The organism is Rothia nasimurium, assembly GCF_928392795.1.
In the GTDB taxonomy this organism is placed as follows: Bacteria; Actinomycetota; Actinomycetes; order Actinomycetales; family Micrococcaceae; genus Rothia; species Rothia nasimurium_F.
Map to the genome: position 1 here is coordinate 309,652 of NZ_CAKMTJ010000001.1, position 23,082 is coordinate 332,733.

Annotated in this window: 23 protein-coding genes; 20 read left to right on the top strand and 3 right to left on the bottom strand. The window is 59.6% G+C overall.

Features of this window, described 5'->3' with window-relative positions; genetic code table 11:
- Positions 1-96: 96 nt before the first annotated feature.
- The 13 genes from L6963_RS01350 (at position 97) to L6963_RS01410 (ending at position 12,729) form a co-directional block, all read left to right on the top strand.
- Positions 97-1,947, top strand: coding sequence for a glycosyltransferase (locus L6963_RS01350; protein ID WP_237206348.1), 1,851 nt, complete (start codon positions 97-99; stop codon positions 1,945-1,947).
- Positions 1,940-3,802 carry a nucleoside-diphosphate sugar epimerase/dehydratase gene (locus L6963_RS01355; protein WP_237206349.1) on the top strand — a complete coding sequence of 621 codons (1,863 nt, stop codon included), beginning with the start codon at positions 1,940-1,942 and terminating at the stop codon, positions 3,800-3,802. The genes L6963_RS01350 and L6963_RS01355 overlap by 8 nt, the downstream gene beginning before the upstream one ends.
- The gene (locus L6963_RS01360; RefSeq protein ID WP_237185863.1) at positions 3,802-4,830 is read left to right on the top strand and encodes an MraY family glycosyltransferase; all 1,029 of its coding nucleotides are present in this window, start codon (positions 3,802-3,804) and stop codon (positions 4,828-4,830) included. The genes L6963_RS01355 and L6963_RS01360 overlap by 1 nt, the downstream gene beginning before the upstream one ends.
- The gene (locus L6963_RS01365; protein WP_237185864.1) at positions 4,820-5,242 is read left to right on the top strand and encodes a hypothetical protein; all 423 of its coding nucleotides are present in this window, start codon (positions 4,820-4,822) and stop codon (positions 5,240-5,242) included. The genes L6963_RS01360 and L6963_RS01365 overlap by 11 nt, the downstream gene beginning before the upstream one ends.
- Before the next feature lie 24 nt (positions 5,243-5,266).
- A complete protein-coding gene (locus L6963_RS01370) occupies positions 5,267-5,521 on the top strand; it encodes a hypothetical protein (RefSeq protein ID WP_185174458.1) in 255 nt (84 codons plus the stop codon).
- A 99-nt stretch (positions 5,522-5,620) separates the two neighbouring features.
- Positions 5,621-6,424: a F0F1 ATP synthase subunit A gene (gene atpB / locus L6963_RS01375; protein WP_237209107.1), complete on the top strand. Its 804-nt coding sequence runs from the start codon at positions 5,621-5,623 to the stop codon at positions 6,422-6,424.
- Between the two features lie 136 nt (positions 6,425-6,560).
- Positions 6,561-6,770: an ATP synthase F0 subunit C gene (gene atpE, locus L6963_RS01380; protein ID WP_135011536.1), complete on the top strand. Its 210-nt coding sequence runs from the start codon at positions 6,561-6,563 to the stop codon at positions 6,768-6,770.
- A 51-nt stretch (positions 6,771-6,821) separates the two neighbouring features.
- Positions 6,822-7,367, top strand: coding sequence for a F0F1 ATP synthase subunit B (locus tag L6963_RS01385; RefSeq protein WP_135011537.1), 546 nt, complete (start codon positions 6,822-6,824; stop codon positions 7,365-7,367).
- Positions 7,367-8,179: a F0F1 ATP synthase subunit delta gene (locus tag L6963_RS01390; RefSeq protein ID WP_237204523.1), complete on the top strand. Its 813-nt coding sequence runs from the start codon at positions 7,367-7,369 to the stop codon at positions 8,177-8,179. The genes L6963_RS01385 and L6963_RS01390 overlap by 1 nt, the downstream gene beginning before the upstream one ends.
- A 156-nt stretch (positions 8,180-8,335) precedes the next feature.
- Positions 8,336-9,961, top strand: a complete 1,626-nt coding sequence (atpA, locus tag L6963_RS01395; RefSeq protein WP_237185867.1) for a F0F1 ATP synthase subunit alpha — start codon at positions 8,336-8,338, stop codon at positions 9,959-9,961.
- Between the two features lie 79 nt (positions 9,962-10,040).
- Positions 10,041-10,961, top strand: a complete 921-nt coding sequence (locus tag L6963_RS01400; RefSeq protein ID WP_237185868.1) for a F0F1 ATP synthase subunit gamma — start codon at positions 10,041-10,043, stop codon at positions 10,959-10,961.
- A gap of 44 nt (positions 10,962-11,005) precedes the next feature.
- The gene (gene atpD / locus L6963_RS01405) at positions 11,006-12,469 is read left to right on the top strand and encodes a F0F1 ATP synthase subunit beta (RefSeq protein ID WP_185174462.1); all 1,464 of its coding nucleotides are present in this window, start codon (positions 11,006-11,008) and stop codon (positions 12,467-12,469) included.
- 2 nt (positions 12,470-12,471) lie between these two features.
- On the top strand, positions 12,472-12,729 hold the full coding sequence (locus tag L6963_RS01410) for a F0F1 ATP synthase subunit epsilon (RefSeq protein WP_135011542.1): 258 nt from the start codon (positions 12,472-12,474) through the stop codon (positions 12,727-12,729).
- A 101-nt stretch (positions 12,730-12,830) separates the two neighbouring features.
- Here the strand turns inward: L6963_RS01410 and nucS are convergent, their stop codons facing one another.
- Positions 12,831-13,547 carry an endonuclease NucS gene (gene nucS, locus L6963_RS01415; RefSeq protein ID WP_237204520.1) on the bottom strand — a complete coding sequence of 239 codons (717 nt, stop codon included), beginning with the start codon at positions 13,545-13,547 and terminating at the stop codon, positions 12,831-12,833.
- Between the two features lie 57 nt (positions 13,548-13,604).
- On the opposite strand from nucS, the gene L6963_RS01420 reads away from it, so the two are divergent.
- A complete protein-coding gene (locus tag L6963_RS01420) occupies positions 13,605-13,946 on the top strand; it encodes an ATP/GTP-binding protein (protein ID WP_237194299.1) in 342 nt (113 codons plus the stop codon).
- A gap of 108 nt (positions 13,947-14,054) precedes the next feature.
- Here the strand turns inward: L6963_RS01420 and L6963_RS01425 are convergent, their stop codons facing one another.
- Entirely contained in the window at positions 14,055-15,359 is a 1,305-nt protein-coding gene (locus tag L6963_RS01425; RefSeq protein ID WP_237206350.1) for an AI-2E family transporter, read from the bottom strand.
- A 148-nt stretch (positions 15,360-15,507) separates the two neighbouring features.
- On the opposite strand from L6963_RS01425, the gene L6963_RS01430 reads away from it, so the two are divergent.
- The 6 genes from L6963_RS01430 (at position 15,508) to L6963_RS01455 (ending at position 22,240) form a co-directional block, all read left to right on the top strand.
- Positions 15,508-16,425 (top strand): co-chaperone YbbN, encoded by a 918-nt coding sequence (locus L6963_RS01430; protein WP_237206351.1) that lies wholly within the window; start codon positions 15,508-15,510, stop codon positions 16,423-16,425.
- 54 nt (positions 16,426-16,479) lie between these two features.
- Positions 16,480-17,370 carry an ABC transporter ATP-binding protein gene (locus tag L6963_RS01435; RefSeq protein WP_237206352.1) on the top strand — a complete coding sequence of 297 codons (891 nt, stop codon included), beginning with the start codon at positions 16,480-16,482 and terminating at the stop codon, positions 17,368-17,370.
- On the top strand, positions 17,352-18,971 hold the full coding sequence (locus L6963_RS01440; RefSeq protein ID WP_237206353.1) for a hypothetical protein: 1,620 nt from the start codon (positions 17,352-17,354) through the stop codon (positions 18,969-18,971). Before L6963_RS01435 ends, L6963_RS01440 begins: the two co-directional genes overlap by 19 nt.
- 141 nt (positions 18,972-19,112) lie before the next feature.
- Positions 19,113-19,400, top strand: coding sequence for a DUF3039 domain-containing protein (locus L6963_RS01445; protein WP_185174469.1), 288 nt, complete (start codon positions 19,113-19,115; stop codon positions 19,398-19,400).
- 53 nt (positions 19,401-19,453) lie between these two features.
- Entirely contained in the window at positions 19,454-20,338 is an 885-nt protein-coding gene (locus tag L6963_RS01450) for a hypothetical protein (protein ID WP_237206354.1), read from the top strand.
- 114 nt (positions 20,339-20,452) lie between these two features.
- Positions 20,453-22,240 carry a DEAD/DEAH box helicase gene (locus L6963_RS01455; protein WP_237206355.1) on the top strand — a complete coding sequence of 596 codons (1,788 nt, stop codon included), beginning with the start codon at positions 20,453-20,455 and terminating at the stop codon, positions 22,238-22,240.
- Between the two features lie 211 nt (positions 22,241-22,451).
- Here L6963_RS01455 and L6963_RS01460 read toward each other — a convergent pair whose 3' ends face one another.
- A complete protein-coding gene (locus L6963_RS01460) occupies positions 22,452-23,078 on the bottom strand; it encodes an isochorismatase family protein (protein ID WP_237206356.1) in 627 nt (208 codons plus the stop codon).
- Positions 23,079-23,082: the final 4 nt, after the last annotated feature.

The following is a 23,082-nucleotide window of genomic DNA, read 5'->3' on the forward strand; positions in this document are numbered from 1 at the left end:
CGCTAAACTTAGATAGAGTTGTGTGAATTTTGCCTTGACCCCGGCATAAACACACGTGTACAGGTGGCCTCACCCCACGAAAGGACCTGTTTGCCCATGGTATCTGCCCCGACACCCCAGGTGCGCCCCCAGGAGCGCATTGTTGCTGTAGTGGTGACCTATAACCGCCGTGAGCTGCTTGAACAGACCCTAGCCGGGATAGAGGCGGGGGAGCTGACTCCCGATACGGTCATCATCGTCAATAATGCTTCTACCGACGGTACCGAAGAGTACCTGGGCAGCTATCGGAGTTCACTGGCTACCGACATTGTGCACCTCCCGCAGAACGTGGGCGGCGCAGGCGGCTTCACTGTGGGCATCGACCGGGCCCTAAACCGCCATGCAGCAGACCTGGTCTGGGTCATGGACGACGACACCGAACCTACCGAGAACACCCTGTCTGAGGCCTACCGGGCTTGGGCTGACTATTCCCCGGTGCGGGCAGAGCGACCGGCCGTCGTGGCCTCTAAGGTGGTGTGGACCAACGGCCAGGACCACCCCATGAACACTATGCGTACCATGTTCGCCGCGGGCCCTGACCGTACCGCGCGGGCAGCCGCTGTGGGTGCCCGCCCTATCCGTTCGGCGTCCTTTGTGTCAATCCTGATGGACGCTGCCGCCATGCGGGCCACCGACCTGCCCCTGGCAGACTTCTTTATCTGGAACGATGACTTCGAATACACCACCCGCCTGATTCACCACAGCAACGGTATTGCTACTGAGCGGTCGGTAGCCCGCCACCACACCAAGACCTTTGGCACCACAGACGCCAAACCCGGCCCCCGTTTCTACAACGATGTACGCAATAAGCTCTGGGTTTTTTGTGCCCGTCGCACCCTAACCCCGCTGGAAAAGCTGCTCTACGGCGGTTCGACGGCCCGCCTGTGGGTTAGCACCCTGCTGCGCACCGATGAGAAGAAGACCTACACCGGCTACTTCCTCAAGGGGCTTCAGGACGCCGCCGCCGGCTACCGCTCCAACAGTGAGGTGCTGGACGGCGTCTACCAGCTTGAAACCCCCCAGCTGGCCCAGCGTATCAAAGCAAACTACGGGAGCGACCCCAAGTTCTCTGTCTTGATGAGCGTTTATGCCGGGGATCAGCCCGAGCACCTGCGCCTGGCCCTAGCCTCGAATACCGAGGGCCAAACCCTGCGCCCCAACCAGCTGGTGCTGGTGCAGGACGGCCCCGTGAGCGCTGAGCTTTCTCAGGTTATCGCTGATTTTGAAGAGCAGAGTTCCCTGCCGGTGACCGTGGTGCGCCTTGCCGAGAACCACGGGCTAGCTGCCGCCCTGCACGAGGGGCTCACCTACTGCGACTACGATATTGTGGCCCGAGCAGACTCAGACGATGTTTCTGCTCCTGACCGTTTTGCCCAGCAGGTTCCCCTGCTAGCCGCCGGCCAGTACGACGTGCTGGGTAGCGCCATGTACGAATTTACGGACGACCCCGCCCGCCCCGAGGCCGAACGGAAAGCGGTAACCGGGGCGAGAGCTATTCGAGAGATGCTTCCGAAGCGCAATCCCATGTTGCACCCCACCGTGGTCTTCCGCAAGAGCGCTGTAGAGGCTGTTGGCAGTTACGTTGAGGTTCCGGGAGCCGAAGACTACTGGCTCTGGGCCCGCATGAGTCGAGCTGGGTTCGTCCTGGGCAACCTGAGCCAGCCCCTGGTAAGCTACCGGGTTGCTACAGCTTATACCCGACGCGGTGGGCTAGAAGCCCTGCGCAAGGACCTCCAGGTCCAACGCAGGCTCTATACCGGGGGAGTAGTGAGTCCCGTACGCTTCACCCAGAACCTAGCCATCCGCGGTGTCTACCGCCTAGCACCAGAAGAACTGCGTACCCGGGCCTTTAGAGCCATGACCGGCAGAACCCCGCAGGGAAAGAAAGAGAAGGGCAGCAATGTCTAAAGAAGCGTCCCCGCAGACTACCTCTATTCCCATTCTGACATCGAGCACCGAGCGGAAGACCTGGTGGAAGTACGTGCAGATGGGGCTCGACTCCCTAGCCTGGCTGATAGCCCTTCCCGCTGCCTTTGTTTTGCGCTATGGCATGGACCTTAGCCAGATTGATGCAGGCGGACTCACCGCGGTTGCCCTGGTGATGGTCGCCCTGCAAATCGGTGGTGGCCTGATGATGGGTCTCTACCGCGGAGTCCACAGCTACGGCACCCTGCAAGAGGGCAGCAAGCTCTATCCCCTGATATTAGCTAATACCATCATTATGCAGATACTGCTGATGGTATCGTCCCGTGCCTTTGGAGTACCCCGCTCGGTGGTGCTCATTGCCTTCCCCATCGCAGTTTTGCTGATGATGGGCTTCCGCTACAGCAAGCGAATCTATGAGGAAAAGACTAACCGCCCCAGCGGTAAAGATGTGCAGCGGGTGATTGTTTACGGTGCAGGTTTTCTGGGCCGCAACCTGATTTCAACCCTGATGACCGACCCCAAGGCCAAGTACCTGCCGGTCGCGATTGTTGACGATGACCGTTCGGTGCGTAACGCCCGTATTCATTCGGTTAAGGTTGAGGGAACCAGCGCTGATTTGGCGGCCCTGGTAAAACACCACCAGGCTGAGAAGGTGCTCATTGCTATTGGTGAGGAGATCCCTGAACGGCGTTTGGTCCGCATCGCCCAGAGCATGAAAGAACTGGGTGTAGAGACCATACGTATCAACTCTGCTGTTCCCGATATTGGTCACGGTCGCCGACGCAGTGAAGAGAATAATGAGCGCGAGCTTCTTGAGAAGATTCGCGGCACAATTGACTACAAGATTGACCATGATCTCATCCGTAGCTATGTGCAGGGTCGACGCGTGCTCGTGACCGGCGCTGGCGGGTCGATTGGTTCTGAGCTCTGCCGCCAGATTAGTGCCTACCAGCCGGCTGAGCTTATGATGCTCGACCGCGACGAGTCCCTGCTCATGGATACCCGGTATTCTCTGACCGGCCTATCAAGCCTGGACGACCCCAGCGTGATTCTGGCGGATGTACGGGATGCTGAGGCATTAGAGGCGGTCTTTGCTGAACGTCAGCCTGAGGTTGTATTTCATGCTGCCGCTCTTAAGCATGTCTCTGCTCTTGAGGCTTACCCCAAGGAAGCCTATAAAACTAATACTCTGGGTACCGCAAACGTACTTAAGGCTTCAGCTCAGGTTGATGTTCAGGTTTTTGTGAATATCTCGACCGATAAGGCTGCCGACCCCACTACTGCCCTGGGGCAGTCCAAGCGCAGCGCGGAAATGCTGACGAGCTGGTACGGCGAGCAGACCGGGCGTACCTATGTCTCGGTGCGCTTCGGCAATGTTTTTGGCTCTCGCGGTTCTATTAAGCCCCTCTTTACCAAGCAGATCCTGGACGGCGGCCCCCTGACCGTGACCGACCGGAACGCCACCCGCTACTTCATGCTGATTCCGGACGCCTGCCTGCTGGTCATGCTGGCCGGGGCAATCGGACGCAGCGGCGAGGTGATGGTGCTCGATATGGGCGAGCCGGTCAAGATTCTCAAGGTGGCGGAGCATATGCGCAGCCTCTATGAGCGCTTCGACGTGGCTATCGAGGTTATTGGCCTGCGTGCGGGCGAAAAGCGCGACGAGGTGCTTTTTGGCCAGGACGAAGTACACCAGCGCAGCGAAGAGAACGAAAATATCATGAGGGCTCAAGCTCCCAGGCTTAATCCCGCTGACCTTGACTACGCCCGCTGGCTTGAAAACTACCGCAGCCACCGCGGGTACGAGCGCACCGAGCACCGGGGGCAGGAGGCCTAATGACTACCTCAGAACTTCTGGCCCTGCTTCTGGTGCCCACCGTTGTCGGCCTGGTCGCCGGTCTGCTCTTACCCTTCGCCGTGCGTCCGCTCCTGCATCGCTGGAACCTGGTCGACATCCCCACCGCACGGTCTTCCCACAGCTCCCCGGTCTTCCGAGGCATGGGGCTGGCAACCGCACTTGCAGCGGTGCTGGCCTACCTGGTTGCCCTCATCGACGGACAGATTTTTACCGATCGGTCTATCGCCCTCTTCGTGCTCTTTGGCATGGTGGCATCGGGCGCCCTGGGCTGGATGGAGGACTACCGCGGGGTCTCTATCAAGGTTCGCTTTGCGGCCCAGCTGCTCATCGGCGCTATCGTCACTCTGGGAATGACCCTGATGCTGGGGACCTCCATCTTCTGGGTTCCCCTAGGCGTCTTTGCGATCGCCGCCTACATCAACGTGGTGAACTTTATGGACGGCATTAACGGTATCTCGGGCCTGCACGGCTTTGCCGTGGGTGGGGCTTATGCCTACGCGGGCTGGGTCAACCAAATGCCCTGGCTACTTGCCGGGGGAGCGGCTGTGGCTGCGGCCTACCTTGCCTTCCTGCCCTGGAATGTACGTACCGGTAAGAACGTTTTTCTAGGGGACGCCGGTTCCTACTTCCTGGGGGGAGCTATCGCTTCTATGGCGGTAGGGGCTTTCCTTTCGGGGGTTTACGTGGAATATATTCTTGCCCCCCTGCTGGTCTACCTGGCAGATACCGGGACCACGCTACTGCGCCGAATCGTGCGGGGTGAACAGTGGTACAAACCCCATCGCACCCACGCCTATCAGCGGTTGACGGACGTCGGTTTCAGCCACCTGGGCAGCGCGACACTTGTGACGCTTACTACTTTTGTGGTGACCGCTGTGACAGTGATGGCCCTGCCCTTTGAAACCCAGAACGCTGTTTGGTCTGCCCTGTTAGTTGTGCTTATCTTGGCCCTTTACATCTTTTTGCCGACCTTGCTCGGGAAGGTGCGTCAGAAAAATGGGGCCTAAGCCGCTGGGCATCAACGAGATGCCCTGGTTAAAAATCTTCCGGTCTGTCTCGCTGGCTTTGGCTATCTTGGCCCTAGTCGGTACGATAGTTGGTGTACTTATCGCAGGTAAACCGGCTGCGGGTGGGTTCCTTACGGGGCTTACCCTGGTTTATCTCAGTTTCGCGGTCGGAATCATGGTTGTGATACCGGCTGAGAAGAAGTCGATGAAAGCGGCGGCAGCGGCTCTAGCGGCCATGTATCCGTTCAAGATTATGGTTTTCACCGGCCTCTTAGTGTTCGCCCCTATACCGCAGGATTTTCGTAACGGCTGGCTTCTCACCGGAGCCGTCCTGGCACTGGTGGCCCAGCTTGTCATTGAAACGAAAATTATCTCGAAACAGAGAATCCTCTATTTCGATTCGGTAGGATGAAACTAGGCAAAGGAGCATACACCCGTGGGCAACACCGACGATAAGTGGTACAAGCAAGATAAGCAGTTACGCTCTGCTGGCGACCTGGTTGCCGGTGGCGGAACAGCCGGGGCCTTTATGACACTTCTGTACGTCATGATAGGCATTGGTATCTGGAGTTTGGTAGGCTATGGTCTGGACCACTTACTAGGTACAACCTGGATTGCTTGGGTAGGCGGATTCGTTGGCGCCTTTGGTGGTATCTACCTGGTATTTATCCACATGCAGCAGCGTAAATAAGACCAACTGAAACCGGTTGGCACACACATACTTTTGATTCTTTAAACCTCTGAGGTTGCTGGAGCCAGCGGCCAACACGAAGCAATGAAAGGACTTGCCTTGATTTCAAACGGGCTAGTTGTCGCAGCGGGAGAGCAGCAGGGCTACGTTCCGCCCACTATCGATGATATGCACCTGCCTGCCATCTTCACGATCGGTGATTTTGAGTTCAGCAAGCAGATGCTTCTGGTCATCCTGTCGGTGGTCATCGTTGCTGGCTTCTTCCTCTTCGCTGCCCGCAAGCGTGCCATGGTTCCCTCACGCACCCAGTTCGTGGGCGAAATGGGGTACGGCCTGGTCCGTAACAGCCTGGGCAAGGAACTGATTGGCGCCCACCACTACAAGCCTTTCGTTCCCCTGCTCTTCACCGCCTTCTTCTTCATCCTGGTCAACAACCTCTACGGTTCAATTCCCGTCGTCCAGCTGCCCACCATGTCTCACGTAGGTTCTGCCTACGCCCTGGCAGGTATCGCCTACCTGACCTGGGTTGGTGTTGGTATCAAGCGCAAGGGTCTGGGGAAGTTCTTCAAGGACATGACCATGCCCTCCGGCGTTCCTTGGCCTGTTTACATCATCTTGATTCCGATTGAGTTCATGTCAAACATGCTCATCCGCCCCGCAACCCACGCCCTGCGTCTCTTCGCTACCATGTTCGGTGGCCACCTGGCGATTATGGTTGCAGCATCCCTTACCCAGTACCTGATTGTTGAAGCAGGCGGCATCGCTGCTATCGCCTCGGTCGGTTCAGGCGCCCTGGGTCTCTTCCTCTACTTCCTGGAACTCATGATTCAGGTTATCCAGGCCTACGTCTTCACCCTGCTCCTTGCGGTCTACCTGCAGGGCTCGGTCTCAGAAGGCCACTAAAAATATAGGTTTTCTCCGTCGGGCACACCGGCGGACGAGAAAAGCAACCCGCTTTAGCGGGGAGTGTCCACATCAAAACTCTGCCCCTTACACAACACACAAACCGCAAGGGGCACTGTGAAAGGAAACAAACATCATGGAACTCACCGGTTCACTTACCGCAGTTGGTTACGGTCTGTCAGCTATCGGCGGTGGCATCGGCGTAGGTCTGATCTTCGCAGCCTACATGACCTCTGTTGCCCGTCAGCCCGAGTCACAGCGCACCCTGCAGCCCATGCTCTTCCTGGGCTTCGCACTGGTTGAAGCACTGGCAGTTCTCGGCCTGGTTCTTGCGTTTATCAAGTAATTTTTGGCCCCGCCGAAAGATTGACCAAACTATAGAACAGGAAAACCCCCTATGTCTCACTTAATGGCAGCAGCAGAGGGCGCGAACCCTCTGATCCCCAATGTCTGGGAAATCGCCATTACCGCCATCGGGTTCCTGCTCCTCCTCTTCATCGTCACCAAGTACGTTGTCCCGGCATTCGAAAAGATTTACCAGGACCGTAAAGAAGCAATTGAGGGTGGTCTAGCCAAGGCTGAAAAGGCTCAGGCAGAGGCCGCGGCAGCACGCGAAGAGTACGGCCAGCAGCTCGAAAGCGCTCGTCTGGAAGCTCAGAAGATTCGCGAAGAAGCACGCGCCGAAGGCGACGCCATCGTGGCAGAAGCTAAGGAGCGCGCAAACGCTGAGGCCGCTCGCATCACCGAAAACGCCCAGAAGACCATCGAGGCAGAACGTGCAGCTGCCGCAGCATCACTTCGTACCGAAGTTGGCGCTCTGGCAACCTCACTGGCTGGCAAGATTGTGGGCGAATCCCTCAACGATGATGAGCGATCCGCACGTGTAGTCGATCGTTTTCTTGCTGACCTTGACGCGCAGCAGCAGGCAGGTGCAGCCCGCTAATGTCAGCAGTATCGACTGAATCACTGAACAAGGTGGAACAGGTTCTGGTGGCCCAGCCTACCGATAACCCGACCCACCTCGCAGAAGAGCTCTTCGCTGTTGTCGACGCTATCGACAGCAACGGCGGGTTCCGGCGAGGTCTAACCGATCCTTCCCGCGAAGCAGCGCAGCGAGCAGGCATCGCCCGCTCCGTTCTGGGCGGCAAGATTTCCGACGCCGCTCTGGCTATCGTTTCTGCAGCAGCAGAAGCCCGCTGGAGTGAAGAACGCGATCTGGCTGATGCCCTCGAAACAACCGCTGTTACCTCAGTAGCGCTTTCTGCTGAACAGCGCGGAGGTATCGATGCACTGGAGCAGACCGTCAACGAACTGCTGACCTTCATCAACACCGTTGATGCCTCAGCAGAAGCACAGGCTGCTCTTGCCGATACCAGGGCAAGCAAGGAAGCACTCAAGAAGCTGGCTGTCAGCCTCGGTGGCCGTGTAGCCACCGCTGAAGGCAAGCTTCTGCTAGAACGAGTTGCCACTGCGGCCCGCGGAACCACCGCAGCCCGTCTGGCTAACGAGTTCGTAGAAATCATCGTCAAGCGTCAAAACCGTTGGATCGCACGAGTTACCTCAGCAACCGCGCTGACTGCAGAGCAGATTGCAAAGCTGCAGGGGTCACTCAACAAGACCTACGGCAAGGAGCTGAAGCTCGACATCACCGTAGACCCCGCACTTCTGGGCGGTCTGCGCGTGCAGGTAGGGGACGAAGTCATCGATGGCTCGCTGTCCACCCGACTGTCAGAACTCAGCCGCGCTTTCGCATAGGCGATTTACACAGTCGAGACCTCGACGGTGATTTAGAAGATACACAGACGACATCGGGCAAGCCTAAAGGCCCAGCCCGAGCACGTCACACAAGTTTCGGTGGGCCTGCCGCCAGTCGGCAGGCACACCAACAAATTAGGAGAGCAGGGACATAAGATGGCCGATTTGACCATCAACGCCGATGATGTCCGTAACGCGCTGAATGAATTCGCAGCGTCTTACGAACCCGGCAATGCAGAGCGCGTAGAGGTGGGTCGTGTTGCATCAGCATCCGACGGCATCGCACGCGTTGAGGGCCTTCCCTCAGTAATGGCTAACGAGCTGCTTCGCTTCGAAGACGGCACCCTTGGCCTGGCACAGAACCTCGACACTCGTGACATCGGTGTCATCATCCTCGGTGACTTCACCGGCATTGAAGAAGGCCAGGAAGTTCACCGTACCGGCGAGGTTCTCTCAGTACCCGTAGGCGACGCCTACCTGGGCCGCGTAGTTGACCCCCTGGGTAACCCCATCGACGACCTGGGCGACATTGAAGCCGAAGGCCGCCGCGCCCTCGAACTTCAGGCTCCCGGCGTTACCCAGCGTAAGTCAGTTCACGAGCCCCTCCAGACCGGTCTCAAGGCAATCGACGCCATGATTCCGATTGGCCGCGGCCAGCGTCAGCTGATCATTGGTGACCGCCAGACCGGTAAGACCGCTATCGCGGTTGACACCATCCTGAACCAGAAGGACAACTGGGCAACCGGTGACCCCAACAAGCAGGTTCGCTGTGTCTACGTTGCTATCGGTCAGAAGGCATCAACCATCGCAGCAGTACGCGAAACCCTCAAGCAGCAGGGCGCACTGGAATACACCACCATCGTGGCTTCCCCCGCATCTGACGCAGCAGGCTTCAAGTACCTGGCTCCCTACACCGGTAGCGCCATCGGCCAGCACTGGATGTATGGCGGCAAGCACGTCCTCATCATCTTCGATGACCTCTCAAAGCAGGCAGAAGCCTACCGCGCGGTATCACTGCTGCTGCGTCGTCCTCCGGGCCGCGAAGCATACCCCGGTGACGTCTTCTACCTCCACTCCCGCCTGCTCGAGCGCTGTGCAAAGCTCTCCGACGAGCTGGGTGCAGGTTCAATGACCGGCTTCCCGATCATTGAAACCAAGGCAAACGACGTTTCAGCCTTCATTCCCACCAACGTCATCTCCATCACCGACGGCCAGATCTTCCTGCAGTCAGACCTCTTCAACGCTAACCAGCGCCCTGCGGTCGACGTAGGTATCTCCGTCTCCCGTGTTGGTGGTGCAGCACAGACCAAGGCTATGAAGAAGGTCTCCGGTACCCTCAAGCTCGACCTTGCTCAGTACCGCGCCATGGAAGCCTTCGCAATGTTCGCTTCCGACCTGGACGAAGCCTCAAAGGCCCAGCTGACCCGCGGTGCTCGCCTTACCGAGCTGCTGCGTCAGCCCCAGTACACCCCCTACGCAGTTGAGGACCAGGTTGTCTCAATCTGGGCAGGCACCAACGGCTACCTCGATGACCTCGAAGTTTCAGACGTTCTGCGTTTCGAATCAGAGTTCCTCGACCACCTGCGCCGCTCCACCTCAGTACTGCAGGACATCGCAGCATCAGGCAAGCTCGAAGACGAAACCGTAGCAGCTCTCAAGACTGCCATCGTTGACTTCAAGCAGGGCTTCCGCTCAGAAGGCACCAGCCACCTCGTTGAGGCCGGTCACGAAGAGCACCAGCCCCTGTCAGACAGCGAAGTATCACAGGAAACCATCGGTTAGCGATTTTCCTAGCAGGTGAGACGCCCCTCCAACAGAACCTGGGGGAGGGGCCCTCACCCTAGGAGTGAAAGGAATCTCTATGGGAGCCCAGATTAGGGTTTACCGCCAAAAGATTACTTCAACATCGTCTATGAAGAAGATCTTCAAGGCGATGGAGATGATCGCAACCTCACGCATTAACAAGGCACGTAAGAGCGCAGAGGCCGCTAGCCCCTACGCAAATGCGCTGACCAAGGCCGTCACTGCCATCGCGACCCAGCACCACATTGAGCACCCCCTGCTTAACGCACGCTCAAAGGCAAAGACCGGTCGCTCTGCAGTTCTCGTCCTCACCAGCGACCGCGGCCTTGCGGGTTCATACTCCTCATCCGTCCTCAAAAAAACCGAGGGTCTTATTGAGAAGCTCCGCGGTGAGGGACGTGAAGTCAAGCTCTATCTCATCGGTCGCAAGGCAAAGTCCTACTTTGACTTCCGCGAACGCGAATACGAGCAGGCTTGGGAAGGCAACACTGACAACCCCAACATCGAGATGGCCGTTGCAGCACGCGACGCCATCCTGGCAGCCTACGAAAACGGCGAAGTCGATGACCTTCATATCATCTACACCGAATTCGTCTCCATGGTCAGCCAGGAAACCCGCGTCCTGCGCCTGCTCCCCATCGAGGTAGCAGACGCACGCGAACTCGGTGAAGAAATCCTGCCCGGCGAACGTCTCGAAGACGACCAGTTCCAGCAGAACTCAGTCTTTGAATTCGAGCCCAGCCCCCAGGAAGTTCTCGACGAGTTGCTGCCCCGCTACATCGCCTCCCGCATCTATGCGTGCCTGCTAGAAGCAGCGGCCTCCGAACTGGCGTCCCGCCAGCGCGCGATGAAGTCCGCAGGTGATAACGCTGACGAGCTCATCAAGAAGTACACCCGCCTGATGAACAACGCTCGCCAGGCAGAAATTACTCAGGAGCTCAGCGAAATTGTTGGCGGCGCCGACGCACTCGCCTCCTAATCCACCAGACAACTTTCCACTCTCTACATAGGTAAGTGAGAACAATGACTGCCACTCTGAACGAATCGGCTACCGCGCCGGCTCAGGGCGCAACCGGTCGCATTGCTCGCGTTATCGGCCCTGTCGTTGACGTTGAGTTCCCTGCCGGCCAGGTACCTGACATCTACAACGCGCTGACCGCTGATCTGACCCTCAACGGCACCACCCGTAAGATCACCTTCGAGACTGCCCAGCACCTCGGTGACTCACTGGTACGCGCAATCTCCCTACAGCAGACCGACGGTCTCGTCCGCGGCCAGGCTGTAGTTGATACCGGCGCTCCTATCTCCGTCCCCGTAGGCGACGGCGTCAAGGGCCACATCTTCAACGTTCTCGGTGACGCCCTCGACGTCTCCAACGACGAAATCAAGGCCGACACCTACTGGCCCATCCACCGCGCAGCCCCCGGCTTCGCAGACCTCGAAGGTTCGACCGAGATGCTGGAAACCGGCATCAAGTCCATCGACCTTCTGACCCCCTACATCAAGGGCGGTAAGATCGGTCTCTTCGGTGGTGCAGGCGTTGGTAAGACCGTTCTGATCCAGGAAATGATTACCCGCGTTGCCCGTAACTTCGGTGGTACCTCAGTATTCACCGGCGTTGGCGAGCGTACCCGTGAAGGTAACGACCTCTGGGTTGAAATGGAAGAAGCTGGCGTTCTGAAGGATACCGCTCTCGTGTTCGGCCAGATGGACGAACCGCCGGGAACCCGTCTGCGCGTTGCGCTGACCGGCCTGACCATGGCGGAATACTTCCGTGACGTTCAGAACCAGGACGTTCTGCTCTTCATCGACAACATCTTCCGCTTCACCCAGGCAGGTTCTGAGGTTTCAACCCTGCTCGGCCGCATGCCGTCTGCTGTGGGCTACCAGCCCAACCTGGCCGACGAAATGGGTCTGCTGCAGGAGCGTATTACCTCAACCCGTGGTCACTCCATCACCTCCATGCAGGCGATTTACGTTCCTGCGGACGACTACACCGACCCCGCACCTGCAACCACCTTTGCCCACCTGGATGCAACCACCGAGCTCTCCCGTGAGATTGCTTCACGTGGTCTGTACCCCGCGATTGATCCCCTGTCCTCCACCTCCCGAATCCTGGACCCCCAGTACATCGGTCAGGAGCACTACGACACCGCAATCCAGGTCAAGGCTATCCTGCAGGAAAACAAGGAACTTCAGGACATCATCGCCATCCTCGGTGTTGACGAACTCTCCGAAGAGCAGAAGGTCGTTGTTTCACGTGCCCGCCGCATCGAGCAGTTCCTCTCACAGAACACCTACACTGCAAAGCAGTTCACCGGTGTCGAGGGTTCAACCGTGCCGATCAAGGACACCATCGAATCCTTCCAGATGATCTGCCGCGGCGATGTTGACCACATCCCCGAGCAGGCCTTCTACAACATCGGTGGTATGGACGACGTCATGCGCCGTTACGAGGAAATCAAGGCACAGTCTGGAGCCAAGTAATCATGGCACTGAAAGTTGAAGTCGTTTCCCGTGAACGAGTCGTGTGGGTTGGCGAAGCCAAGTACGTGCGCGCACGCACCGTCGATGGCGACCTGGGTATTATGCCAGGTCACATCCCCACCATGGCCCTTCTCGCTGAAGACGGTGAGCTTCTGATCGAGGCAACCAGCGGTGAGAAGAAGACCACCCGCCTGCACGAAGGTTTCTTGACTGTCTCTAACGATCGAGTCACCATCGCAGCGAAGCACGCACAGATCTAATCTCTGCTGCTCTACACCAAAACACCGCCCTTCCCCAGACCTGGGGGAGGGCGGCGTCCTTGTTATGAACTAATATCTTGTTTCAAGAAAGAAGGAGCTGTTTAGAATAGACGGGATTCTACGTCGTCCACTCCGCGCATAGCATCGTAGTCGAGAGAGACGCAGCGGATGCCGCGGTCTTCTGCCAGAGTGCGAGCCTGGGGCTTGATGCGCTGGGCTGCAAAGACACCCTGAACCGGAGCAAGCAGGGGATCGCGGTTGAGGAGCTCTAGGTAACGGGTGAGCTGTTCTACGCCGTCAATATCCCCTACGCGCTTGAGCTCAACAGCCACAGAGACACCACCGGCGTCCTTGGCCAAAATATCAACCGGACCGATAGCTGTGGGATACTCACGGCGCACCAGGCGGTAGCCAGCACCCAGTAGTTCAATCTGCTCGGCCAAAAGACGCTGGAGGTCGGCCTCAACTCCGTCCTTAATAAGCCCCGGGTCAATGCCCAGGTCGTGACTCAGTTCCCCGTGAGTGCCAAAGACGCGAATAACTAGCTTGTCGTCGGTCTTGGCGGCCTGAACCGTCCAAAGCTCGCTCACATCGGGGTCAAGCTCCTCTGCTATGGATGTTCCCTCGAACTCTTCACGAGGGGAAATATGCAGGCGGCAGGGTGGGCTCATCCAGTTCAGAGGCTTATAGGAGCCACCATCGGAGTGAATCAGCACAGAGCCGTCATTTTTGATCATGAGCAGGCGGGTAGCGCGGGGCAGATGGGCATTGAGACGGCCCATGTAGTCTACGGAACAATCAGCTATTACTAAACGCACCGTACCACTCTAACAGGTGGCTTGGGTGGGCACAGCGGCCCGTGCAAGAATAGGGGAATGCCTCGTCGTTCTTCATCTAAGCCCCGCCGCCCCAACTCTAACTCCGGGGCCGCCCCCAGCAAGTGGCAGAAAGCCCGCCCCGCTGGGCGCGATATTTCCCGTATCCTTGACCCTGCCCCGCGAGTGGAGCGGGCCCAAGACGGGGACTGGTATGTGCAGTACATCCCCTCTATCAATGCACTGAAAACCTATAAGTGCCCCGAATGTAAGCGGCCTATCCAGCCCGGGGTGGCGCACCTAGTGGTCTGGCAGCAGGACCACATGTTTGGTGCCCAGCGGGCTATCGAGGAACGCCGCCATTGGCACGAGCGGTGCTGGGCAACCCGTAGATTCTGGTAGAACCCGGCGGATTGCACCAGAACTAGGGCGTTAGAAGCGTAGAAAAACCCGGTAGCGGCCACTGCTCAAAGGCAGAGCGCTACCGGGTCAAGGAAAGCGGATGGGTCGTTAGAGCTGGTCCTGGCGGGGCACGAGTACCTCGTTGACTAGTATCAGCAGGGACGCCGCCACGGGAATGGCGATGAGGGCACCGAGCACACCCCAAAGAGAGCCGCCGGCTACCACTGCGATAATGGCTACAGCACCGGGTACTGCCACAGCCCTGCTCATGATGCGGGGGGAGATGAAGTAGGCCTCAATTTGCAGGTAAATCAGGTAGGGGATAAGGAAGAAGAGGGCGGTCTGCCAGCTGTCGATGAGCGAGACAACCGAGACCAGGACGGCGGCGCTGACGCCACCGACCAGGGGAATGAAGGCCAGGAGCAGGACGAAGAGCATGAGCAGCTGGGCGAAGGGTACGCCCACGATCAGCATGATGATGGCGGCGCAGGTGGCGTTACAGATAGCAACGAGAGCCTGGCCCATGACGTACTGGCCTACGGAGCTGGTGATTTTTTCGGTGAGGTAGCCGACTCGTTCACGCTTAGAGGCAGGGGCCAGGCGGATGAACCAGGCCTTAATAGTGGGTAGGGAGGCGAGCACGTAGATGGAGAGGAAGAGCACGATGATGGTGCCTGTGGTGACCTCTGCCAGAGTGGAGCCTGCATTCATGAGGGAGTTAAGAAATCCGCTGACCACTGACGTATCGGAGGTGAGCTGTGCAAAGAATTTTTCCACCTCAGCATCTACCGCTGAACGGATGTGATACTGCCGGTCCAGACCCGAGAAAAAGTCTGAGTTGAGGAAGTTCTCAAACTGCTGGGGGAAGCCGGTGATGAAGGAAACCGCCTGTCGGGCGATGAGGGGAATGATCCAAAAAATGAGGGCAGTAGCTGCCAGTGCGAAGAGAAGGAAAACAAGGGTGACGCCTGCTCCGCGTGGCAGGCCCCACTTCTCTAGTTTTCGCACGGCTGGGTCTAGCCCCAGGCCGATAAAGACTGCACCGGTGAGCCAGCCTGCTAGGGCACCAATGTTGAGGACAAAGTACATGCCCATCCAGGCAAGCCCCACACCTACAGCCAGCATAAATCCGAAGTAGATAGGGTTGCTGATGTAGCGGCCCTTGCCGGGGGCCAGCGCGTGGGTTTCTGGGGGAGCTGGGGGAGCGCCGTCCTTATTGTCTTTCAGATGGGCAGGTTCGTCGGGTAGCTGCAGCCGGTGACGGGGGCGGGCACCCGGGATAGCTTGTAGCGCGAACTTGTTATTTTGCTCTTTTGTGCTGGTGCGTGGCTCAACGGGGGCGGACGTCTGCGCGTGCCTCCTGCGGGAGCTGAGGGAGCGCAGGATGCGGGATGGGGAAAATGATGAGGACATGCTGGCTACTCGGGTAGGGGTGTAGTTACTGTGTTCTACCTTATCGTGATTCTGCCCTGGGCTAGAACTAGGGCAGGGGTGCCCGCTTACCGGCTGAGCTTTGGCACCATAGAGTGTAGAGATATTTGTCGTTGTGAAAGGAAGGCCAATGGCCGGGATTGACGATCAGAACCTACCCGCTTCGGTACGAAATGCCCTGGACCTGGGGGCTGCTGAGTCGGCAGGTTCCAGCGCTGAGCCTGCTGAGGAGAGCTCCGCTGCCAGCTGGCGACTCGACGTGACCGATGTAGCCCAGTTCCAGCAGCTGGTGCAGGAGTCCAACCGGGGTGCAGTGATTTTTGCCCTGTGGGCGCCCCACTCACCGGCGTCAGTCCAGATGCTGGAGCAGGTCGAGGCCCTGGTGAACTCTGCCGGTGGCAACCTGCTGCTGGCCGCCGTCGATATCACCAAGACCCCCGAGATCGGGCAGGCCTTCCAGATTCAGGGTGTGCCTGCGGCCGTGGCTGTGCTTGCTGGCCGCCCGGCCCCGCTCTTTAACGGTCCCGTTGAGCCCCAGGCCCTGACCGAGGTGCTGGGCCAGGTGCTGCAGCTCGCCGCTCAGCAGGGCCTACCCGGTGGGTTCGAACCGGTATTGTCAGAGGCCGAGAAGCCCCTACCGCCCCTGCATAGGGAAGCTATTGAGGCTCTAGATCGGGGCGATTACCAGGGAGCGGAAGCCGCCTATACACGCGCGCTCAACGAGAACCCGGGCGATACGGACGCTAAAATCGGCCTAGCCCAGGTGCACCTGCTTCACCGCGTCTCTACTTTAAACCTGGCGGAAGAACGCCAAAAAGCTGCCGCCGACGCTACCGACGTGCAGGCCCAGCTCAACGTTGCCGACCTAGATGTAGCTGGCGGGCATGTGGAAGACGCCTTCAACCGTCTTATCGCCCTCTTCAAGGCCGTGGATGCGGAGACTAAAACCACGGTGCGCGAACGCCTGCTGGAACTGTTCGAGGTCGTAGGCTCAGCCGACCCTCGCGTCACAAAGGCCCGCTCAGCCCTGATGATGGCTCTTTTTTAAGGAATCACCCTAGCGGGGGAGGGAAAGGCCCGTGATGCTAGCTACAGTGGAGATATGGCACACGAGAACCTTCCCCCGCAGAATGAACCTTACGACCAAACCCGCAACCGGCCTGTAGAGGCACCCAGCAGCGGCTTGACTGAGCCGGTTTCAGCGCCGGTAGAAGCTGAAGTGGCAGAGGCCAGCAGGGGCAGCGCAGCCCTGGAGATCACCAACCTGGTGAAGGTCTTTGGCCAGCAGGCCGCGGTAGACGGAGTCAACCTCACCGTGCCCCGAGGCTCCTTCTACGGGCTGGTAGGACGCAACGGCGCAGGGAAGACCACCACTCTCTCCATGGCAACGGGCCTGCTCAAGCCCACCGCCGGGCAGGTACTGGTGGGCGGTCTGGACGTCTGGGCCAACCCCCTAGATGCTAAACGCCGGGTGGGCGTGTTGCCTGACGGCGTCCGCCTCTTCGATAAGCTCACCGGCGAGCAGCTCCTCACCTACGCCGGCCGCCTGCACGGGCTCGATAAGGCAACCGTGGCTGAGCGAACCCGCGACCTGCTCACGGCTATGGACCTGACCGGGGCCGCCGGCCGCAAGGTCGCCGACTACTCAGCCGGTATGACTAAGAAAATAGCCCTGGCCTGCGCCATGATCCACGCACCCTCTCTGCTGGTGCTCGATGAGCCCTTTGAGGCGGTGGACCCGGTCTCTGCCTCGAACATCCAGGATATTCTCAAGGCCTATGTGGCAGGCGGTGGAACCGTCATTATCTCATCCCACGTCATGGACCTGGTTCAGCGCCTGTGCGACCACGTTGCCATTATGAACGCCGGCCGTATTTTGGCCTCTGGCACCGTGGAACAGGTTCGCGGCGGCGTATCGCTAGAAGAACGATTTGTTGAACTGGTGGGCGGACGCGTTGTATCGGAGGGAATCTCATGGTTGCAGTCCTCCTAAAACTTAAACTCGACCACTTCCTCGCTATCTTCCGTAACGGGAATGCCTGGGCTATCGTGGGCCTAGTCTTTGGCCTGCTCTACGGGCTCGGCGCCGTAGTGGTCGTGGCTGGTTTAGGTTTCACCCTGCAGAACCCTGCCGACTCCCTACTGATTCTGGGGGTGGCAGGTGGTCTGCTGACCCTGGCCTGGTGGCTGATACCCCTGGTCGCAGCCGGTGCCGACCCCACCCTTGACCCGGAGCGCCTCGCACCTTACCCCATTACCGTCCGCCAGCTCATGGGCGGCCAAGCCCTGGGGGCTCTGATTGGGGTGCCCGGTGTGCTGACGGTACTAGCCGTCCTGGCTCTGACGACCTCTAACTTCTACTCGCTAGTGGCTACCCTGGCTTTCATCCCGGCAGGTTTACTGGGCCTTGCCCTTGCCATTTTGGGCGGACGCCTGACTGCGGTAGCCTCTATACCCGTCCGCTCGCGACGCTCAGTGAGTAACGCCCTCACCCTTCTTGCCTTTGCGGCCCTGATTTTTGCCGGGCCCCTGATGCTGGCGACTATCACGGGCATTACCAGCAACACCGAGCAGCTCCGGCAGGTTCTCGGCTACCTGCAGTGGACCCCTGTAGCTTCAGCCTGGGCTATTGCCCCGCAGGTAGGAGCCGGTCGCTACGGCATCGCTCTAGCTCTCACCGCGCTCACCCTGGTCTACTGTGGCCTGGCCTGGTTCATCTGGCAGTTCTTTGCGGCTAAAACCATGGCCAGCGTGGGAGAATCCACCGGGGTGCAGGACGAAGGCAAAACCCTGGCCCAGGGTAACCTGGGGCTTCTCGGGCGCTTCCCGGCCACCGTGCGCGGGGCTATCGCCGCCCGTACCCTCGATATGATGCTCCGGGATTCCCGGGCCAACCTCAACGTGCTCATGATGCCGCTCATGTATATCTTGATGGTTTTTATCTCGGGAAGCTTTATCGTCTCAGCGAACGGGGTAGAGGAAGAGATGACGAACCCTATGGCCTTCGTCATGGCGGTTGCCTTTATACCGGCTATGGCAGGCTACTCCCAGTCTGCCCTGGCTTCTTTTGAAGGTTCGGCCTTCTCCCTGCATGCCCTCTCACCCCTGCGCGGCATTGACGATAGGCTGGGGCGGGCCTACGGCATGATGATGCTCTACCTGCCCATGATTGTGCTGGGCACCCTGGCTTTTGCCCTCCTGACCGGTCATGCTGCCTGGGCTCTGCCCTTGCTGGTGAGCTCCCTGGGAACCTACTTTATCGCCAACGGCATGGCCAACTACCTCGACACCGTCTTCAACGCACCCGTGGTACCACCGGGAACCAGCCCCTGGAAGACCCCGGAACAGCCAGACGGTATGGCTAAGACCATGGCCCGAGGTTTCCTGCTCTTCGTCCCCATGGCTCTCTCCCTGCCGTCTCTCATCGGTATGGGGGCCACGGCTATTACCGGTAGCTTGCTCTGGTTCTGGCTGGGTACCGTCGTCACTGCCCTGATTGGGGTAGCAGCCTTCTACCTGGGCGTCCGCGCCGGAGCGAAAAACTACGAACGGCACGTAGCAGACATGTACCAACGAGTAGCCCGCTACAGCTAGCCCGCCCCTCAACCTGCTAGAAGCAGGTAACCCCACCAGCGGCGTCCGGCCCCTGCCCCACAGCAGGAGCCGGACGCCGTCTTGACGGGGGCACTACACTGGTAGACAAGACCAACTGCTTTGAGATAAAGGAGACCCGGCATGTCATCAATTCCCGGCATCGAAGACCCCTTCCCCGAAACTGCCCACTCCGGCGGCACCGCCCTGTTAGAACGCGAAGAAGTCCAGAACGTCGAACCCGGCGACCACGAACGCTTCGCCCACTACGTGCGCAAAGAAAAAATCATGGAGTCCGCCCTCACCGGCAAGCCTGTGCGCGCCCTCTGCGGCAAAAAGTGGACCCCCGGCCGCGACCCCGAAAAGTTCCCCGTCTGCCCCGAATGCAAGGAAATCTACGAGGGCCTAGCCCCCGGTAACGACGAGAACTAAAGAGCAAACATTACTCCCGTTCTTCAGAACCACCACTCAGGAAACACATCTACATGACCTCTCCCCAAACCTCGCGCCGTACCCTGGCCACAGCCGGCCTTTGGGCAGCACCCATCGTCGCGTCCTCAGCCCTTGTGCCTGCCTATGCCGCTAGCACCAGCGTCATTACCCCTACTCTGACTGTACGCTGGGGGCTCTTCTCCCAGGTCGCTATCGAGGATGCCAGCGCCGGCTACAACACCAAGGTCGGCGTAGCCTCAACCTTCGGCGGTACCAGCAACACCAGCGGTGACGTGCAGTTTGACGACTCCACCGGCCTCATTACGGACGGCGCAACCGGCCTGGTTGCCAACGGTGAGGGTACCTTCACCCCCGGCGGTAGCCTGGGCGGCTTCAACTCCGGCACCTACGGCGGCACCGGCCTCTGGTTCTCCAGCCCCGAAGACACCACCGGAGCACCCGTAGCGGGCACCGCCATCCTCGCCGCGGGAGCCTCCTTCCGCCTGGACTACGTGGTCACCTTCCCCGACGGCTGGGACCCCTTCCCCATCGACAGCGCGCGTGACGGCGAAACCCGCCACCTGGTCAAGCAGAGCGGCGGCAGCGCCGTAACCGCCACCGGCGTCAACAGTGCCGAAATGACCGCAACCTACGGAGCGCAGACAACCAACGGCCAGCAGCAGACCGTGAGCGTCACCTACACCACTAATGAGACCATCACCCTCACCTCCGACGGCTCAAGCACCTCAACCCTGGCCCAGCTACTTCTCAGCCAGGCCCCGGTCTACTACGGGGACAACCCCGAAGCCGACTTCGAGGTCGTTCTGACCGTAGTCTCGGGCGCCATCGTTATCAACGCCACCGACGGCCGATCTGAGACCATCAACCTCGCCGGTCAGACCCTGACCAACCTGCTGCCTGCCCTGCCGGTAGCCTAGTCAACCAGACTCATCGAGAGATGACTCATAGCCCCATTCCCTCCCGAATGGGGCTAAACTTTTGTGGTGCCCAAAAACCTTGAGGGCAGCCACAGAGGGAAGGGAAGATACGAGATGAACGACAGCCAGCTACCACTCTTCGGCGAAGGTTCCAACCCGCCCCTGCCACCGGCCTACCCCGACCGCGCCGCCTGGGGAACCGCGCCTAAGCTCCGCGCCTGGCAGGCCGAGGCCATGACCAAGTATTTCACCGAGAACCCCCGCGACTTCATGGCCGTGGCAACCCCCGGTGCAGGTAAAACCACCTTCGCGCTCACCGTCGCCAAGGAACTCTTCAACCGCGGCACCATCAACCGCATGACCGTGGTTGCCCCCACCGACCACCTCAAACGCCAGTGGGCCGATGCTGCCGCCCGGGTTGGCATCTCCATCGACCCCAACTTCAAAAACTCCGACGGCACCATGGGGCGCGGCTACCAGGGCGTCGCCCTCACCTACGCCCAGGTCGCCAACAAGCCCATGCTGCACCGGGCCCGTACCGAAAACGGTCGCACCCTGGTCATCATGGACGAAATCCACCACGCCGGCGACTCCCTCTCCTGGGGCGATGGCCTGCGAGAAGCCTTCGAACCGGCCACCCGCCGCCTGGCCCTGACCGGTACCCCCTTCCGCTCCGACACCGCAGCCATCCCCTTCGTCCAGTACGAAGAGGACGCCGACGGCATCCGCCGCTCCAAATCCGACTACTCCTACGGCTATGGCCCTGCCCTCAAAGACCACGTCGTGCGCCCCGTCATCTTCATGGCCTACTCCGGCCAGATGCGCTGGCGCACCTCCGCCGGCGAAGAAATGGCCGCTAACCTGGGGGAGGGATTTACCAAGGACGTCACCGCCCAGGCCTGGCGCACCGCCCTCAACCCCGACGGCGAATGGATCCCCACCGTTCTGGCCGCTGCCGACAAACGCCTGACCGAAGTACGCCGCACCGTCCCCGACGCCGGTGGCCTGGTCATCGCAACCGACCACGCTGACGCCCGCGCCTACGCCAAACAGCTCCAAAAAATTACCGGCGAAAAACCCGCCCTGATTCTCTCCGACGACAAAGAAGCCTCCAACAACATTGAAGAGTTCTCAGCGGGCCTGGCCCGCTGGATGGTCGCCGTCCGTATGGTATCCGAAGGCGTGGACGTTCCCCGCCTAGCTGTTGGCGTCTACGCCACCTCCACCTCCACCCCCCTCTTCTTCGCCCAGGCTATCGGCCGCTTCGTGCGCTCGCGAAAGCGCGGCGAAACTGCTTCGGTCTTCTTGCCCTCCGTGCCGCAGCTCATGATGCTGGCCAACGAGATGGAAACTGAACGGGATCACGCCCTGGACCGCAAGGGAGCTACCGACGAGGTAGTCGACCCCCTCAACGAGGGCTTGGACGACCACCTGATTGAAGAAGCCAACAAGGAAGAAGTAGCCAGCGACCAGCTCACCCGCGGCAAATTCGAGGCCATCGGCTCCCAGGCATCCTTCCACGGGGTGCTCTTTGACGGGGCAGAGTTCTCAACCGGTGGCCTTGAAGTTGGCTCGGATGAAGAGCAAGACTTCCTCGGCATCCCCGGCCTACTGGACGCTGACCAGGTCGGCACCCTGCTACGCGCCCGCCAACAGGACCATGCCTCCCGGCGACCGGCGTCCGCCGCTCCCCAGGTCGTTGACCACCGCCAGCTCAAAGACCTACGGAACAAGCTGGCTAAAAACGTAGCAGCCTGGGCTGCCCGTACCGGCAAGCCCCACGGCTCAATCCACAACGAACTGCGCCGCATCTGCGGTGGGCCTGCCGTTGCCCAGGCCTCAGCCGAACAGCTCCAAGCCCGCCTGGACAAGCTACAGGACTGGTTCGTGGGGCGTAAGTAGGTACTCTTGCCTGGGGCCAGTGGTTGTGGTGCCAGCAGGCACCCTTAAACGCCAGCCCCGAGCCAGCCTGCTGGCACCACAACCACCGGCCCCGTAGGGCAAGCCCCCGAGCCAGCCTGCTGGCACCACAACCACCAGCCACCATAGACCCAATCCCGAGCCAGCCTGCTGTGACCACAAGCACAGCCACTAGAACATCAAATTTCCTGGGCTACAGCACCTCGGCGACCGTCACCCCGGCGTCCTCAAGCTCATCGCTCACCTCATCGAGGGCGTCCTCATCAACCGGAGCCGTCAAATCAAGCAGCACCCGGGTCTCATAGCCAGCATCTACCGCATCCAGCGCAGTAGCCTTCACACAAAAATCGGTGGCAATGCCCACCACATCAACATCGGTAATATCGCGCTCAGCCAGCCAGTCATCCAGCGACACCTTTGGGGTGTCGTCCTGGGCCTGGGCACCGGCCTCGCGCTCACCGGTCATCACCGTATCCTCGGGAGCCAGCAGGCCCTCAAAACCCGAGTAGGCAGCCTCAAACTCGCCCTTGCGGAAGTAGGCCTCGATGTAGTCAGTATCCAAATCCTCGTGTAGCTCAGCCCCGCGGCTCTCCGCCTTACAGTGCACCGGCCAAGAGTCCTTGAAATCGGGGTTCTCGGAGAAATGGGTGCCGGGGTCAACGTGCCAGTCCTGGGTGGCAACAATCGCCTCGTAGTCCCCGTGATGGTTCTCTACAAACTCGCTAATGAGGGCAGCAACCTCGGCGCCACGCTCGGTAGCGAGCGAGCCGCCCTCGCAAAAGTCGTTCTGAACATCAACAATAATGAGTGCTTTTGACATCGTG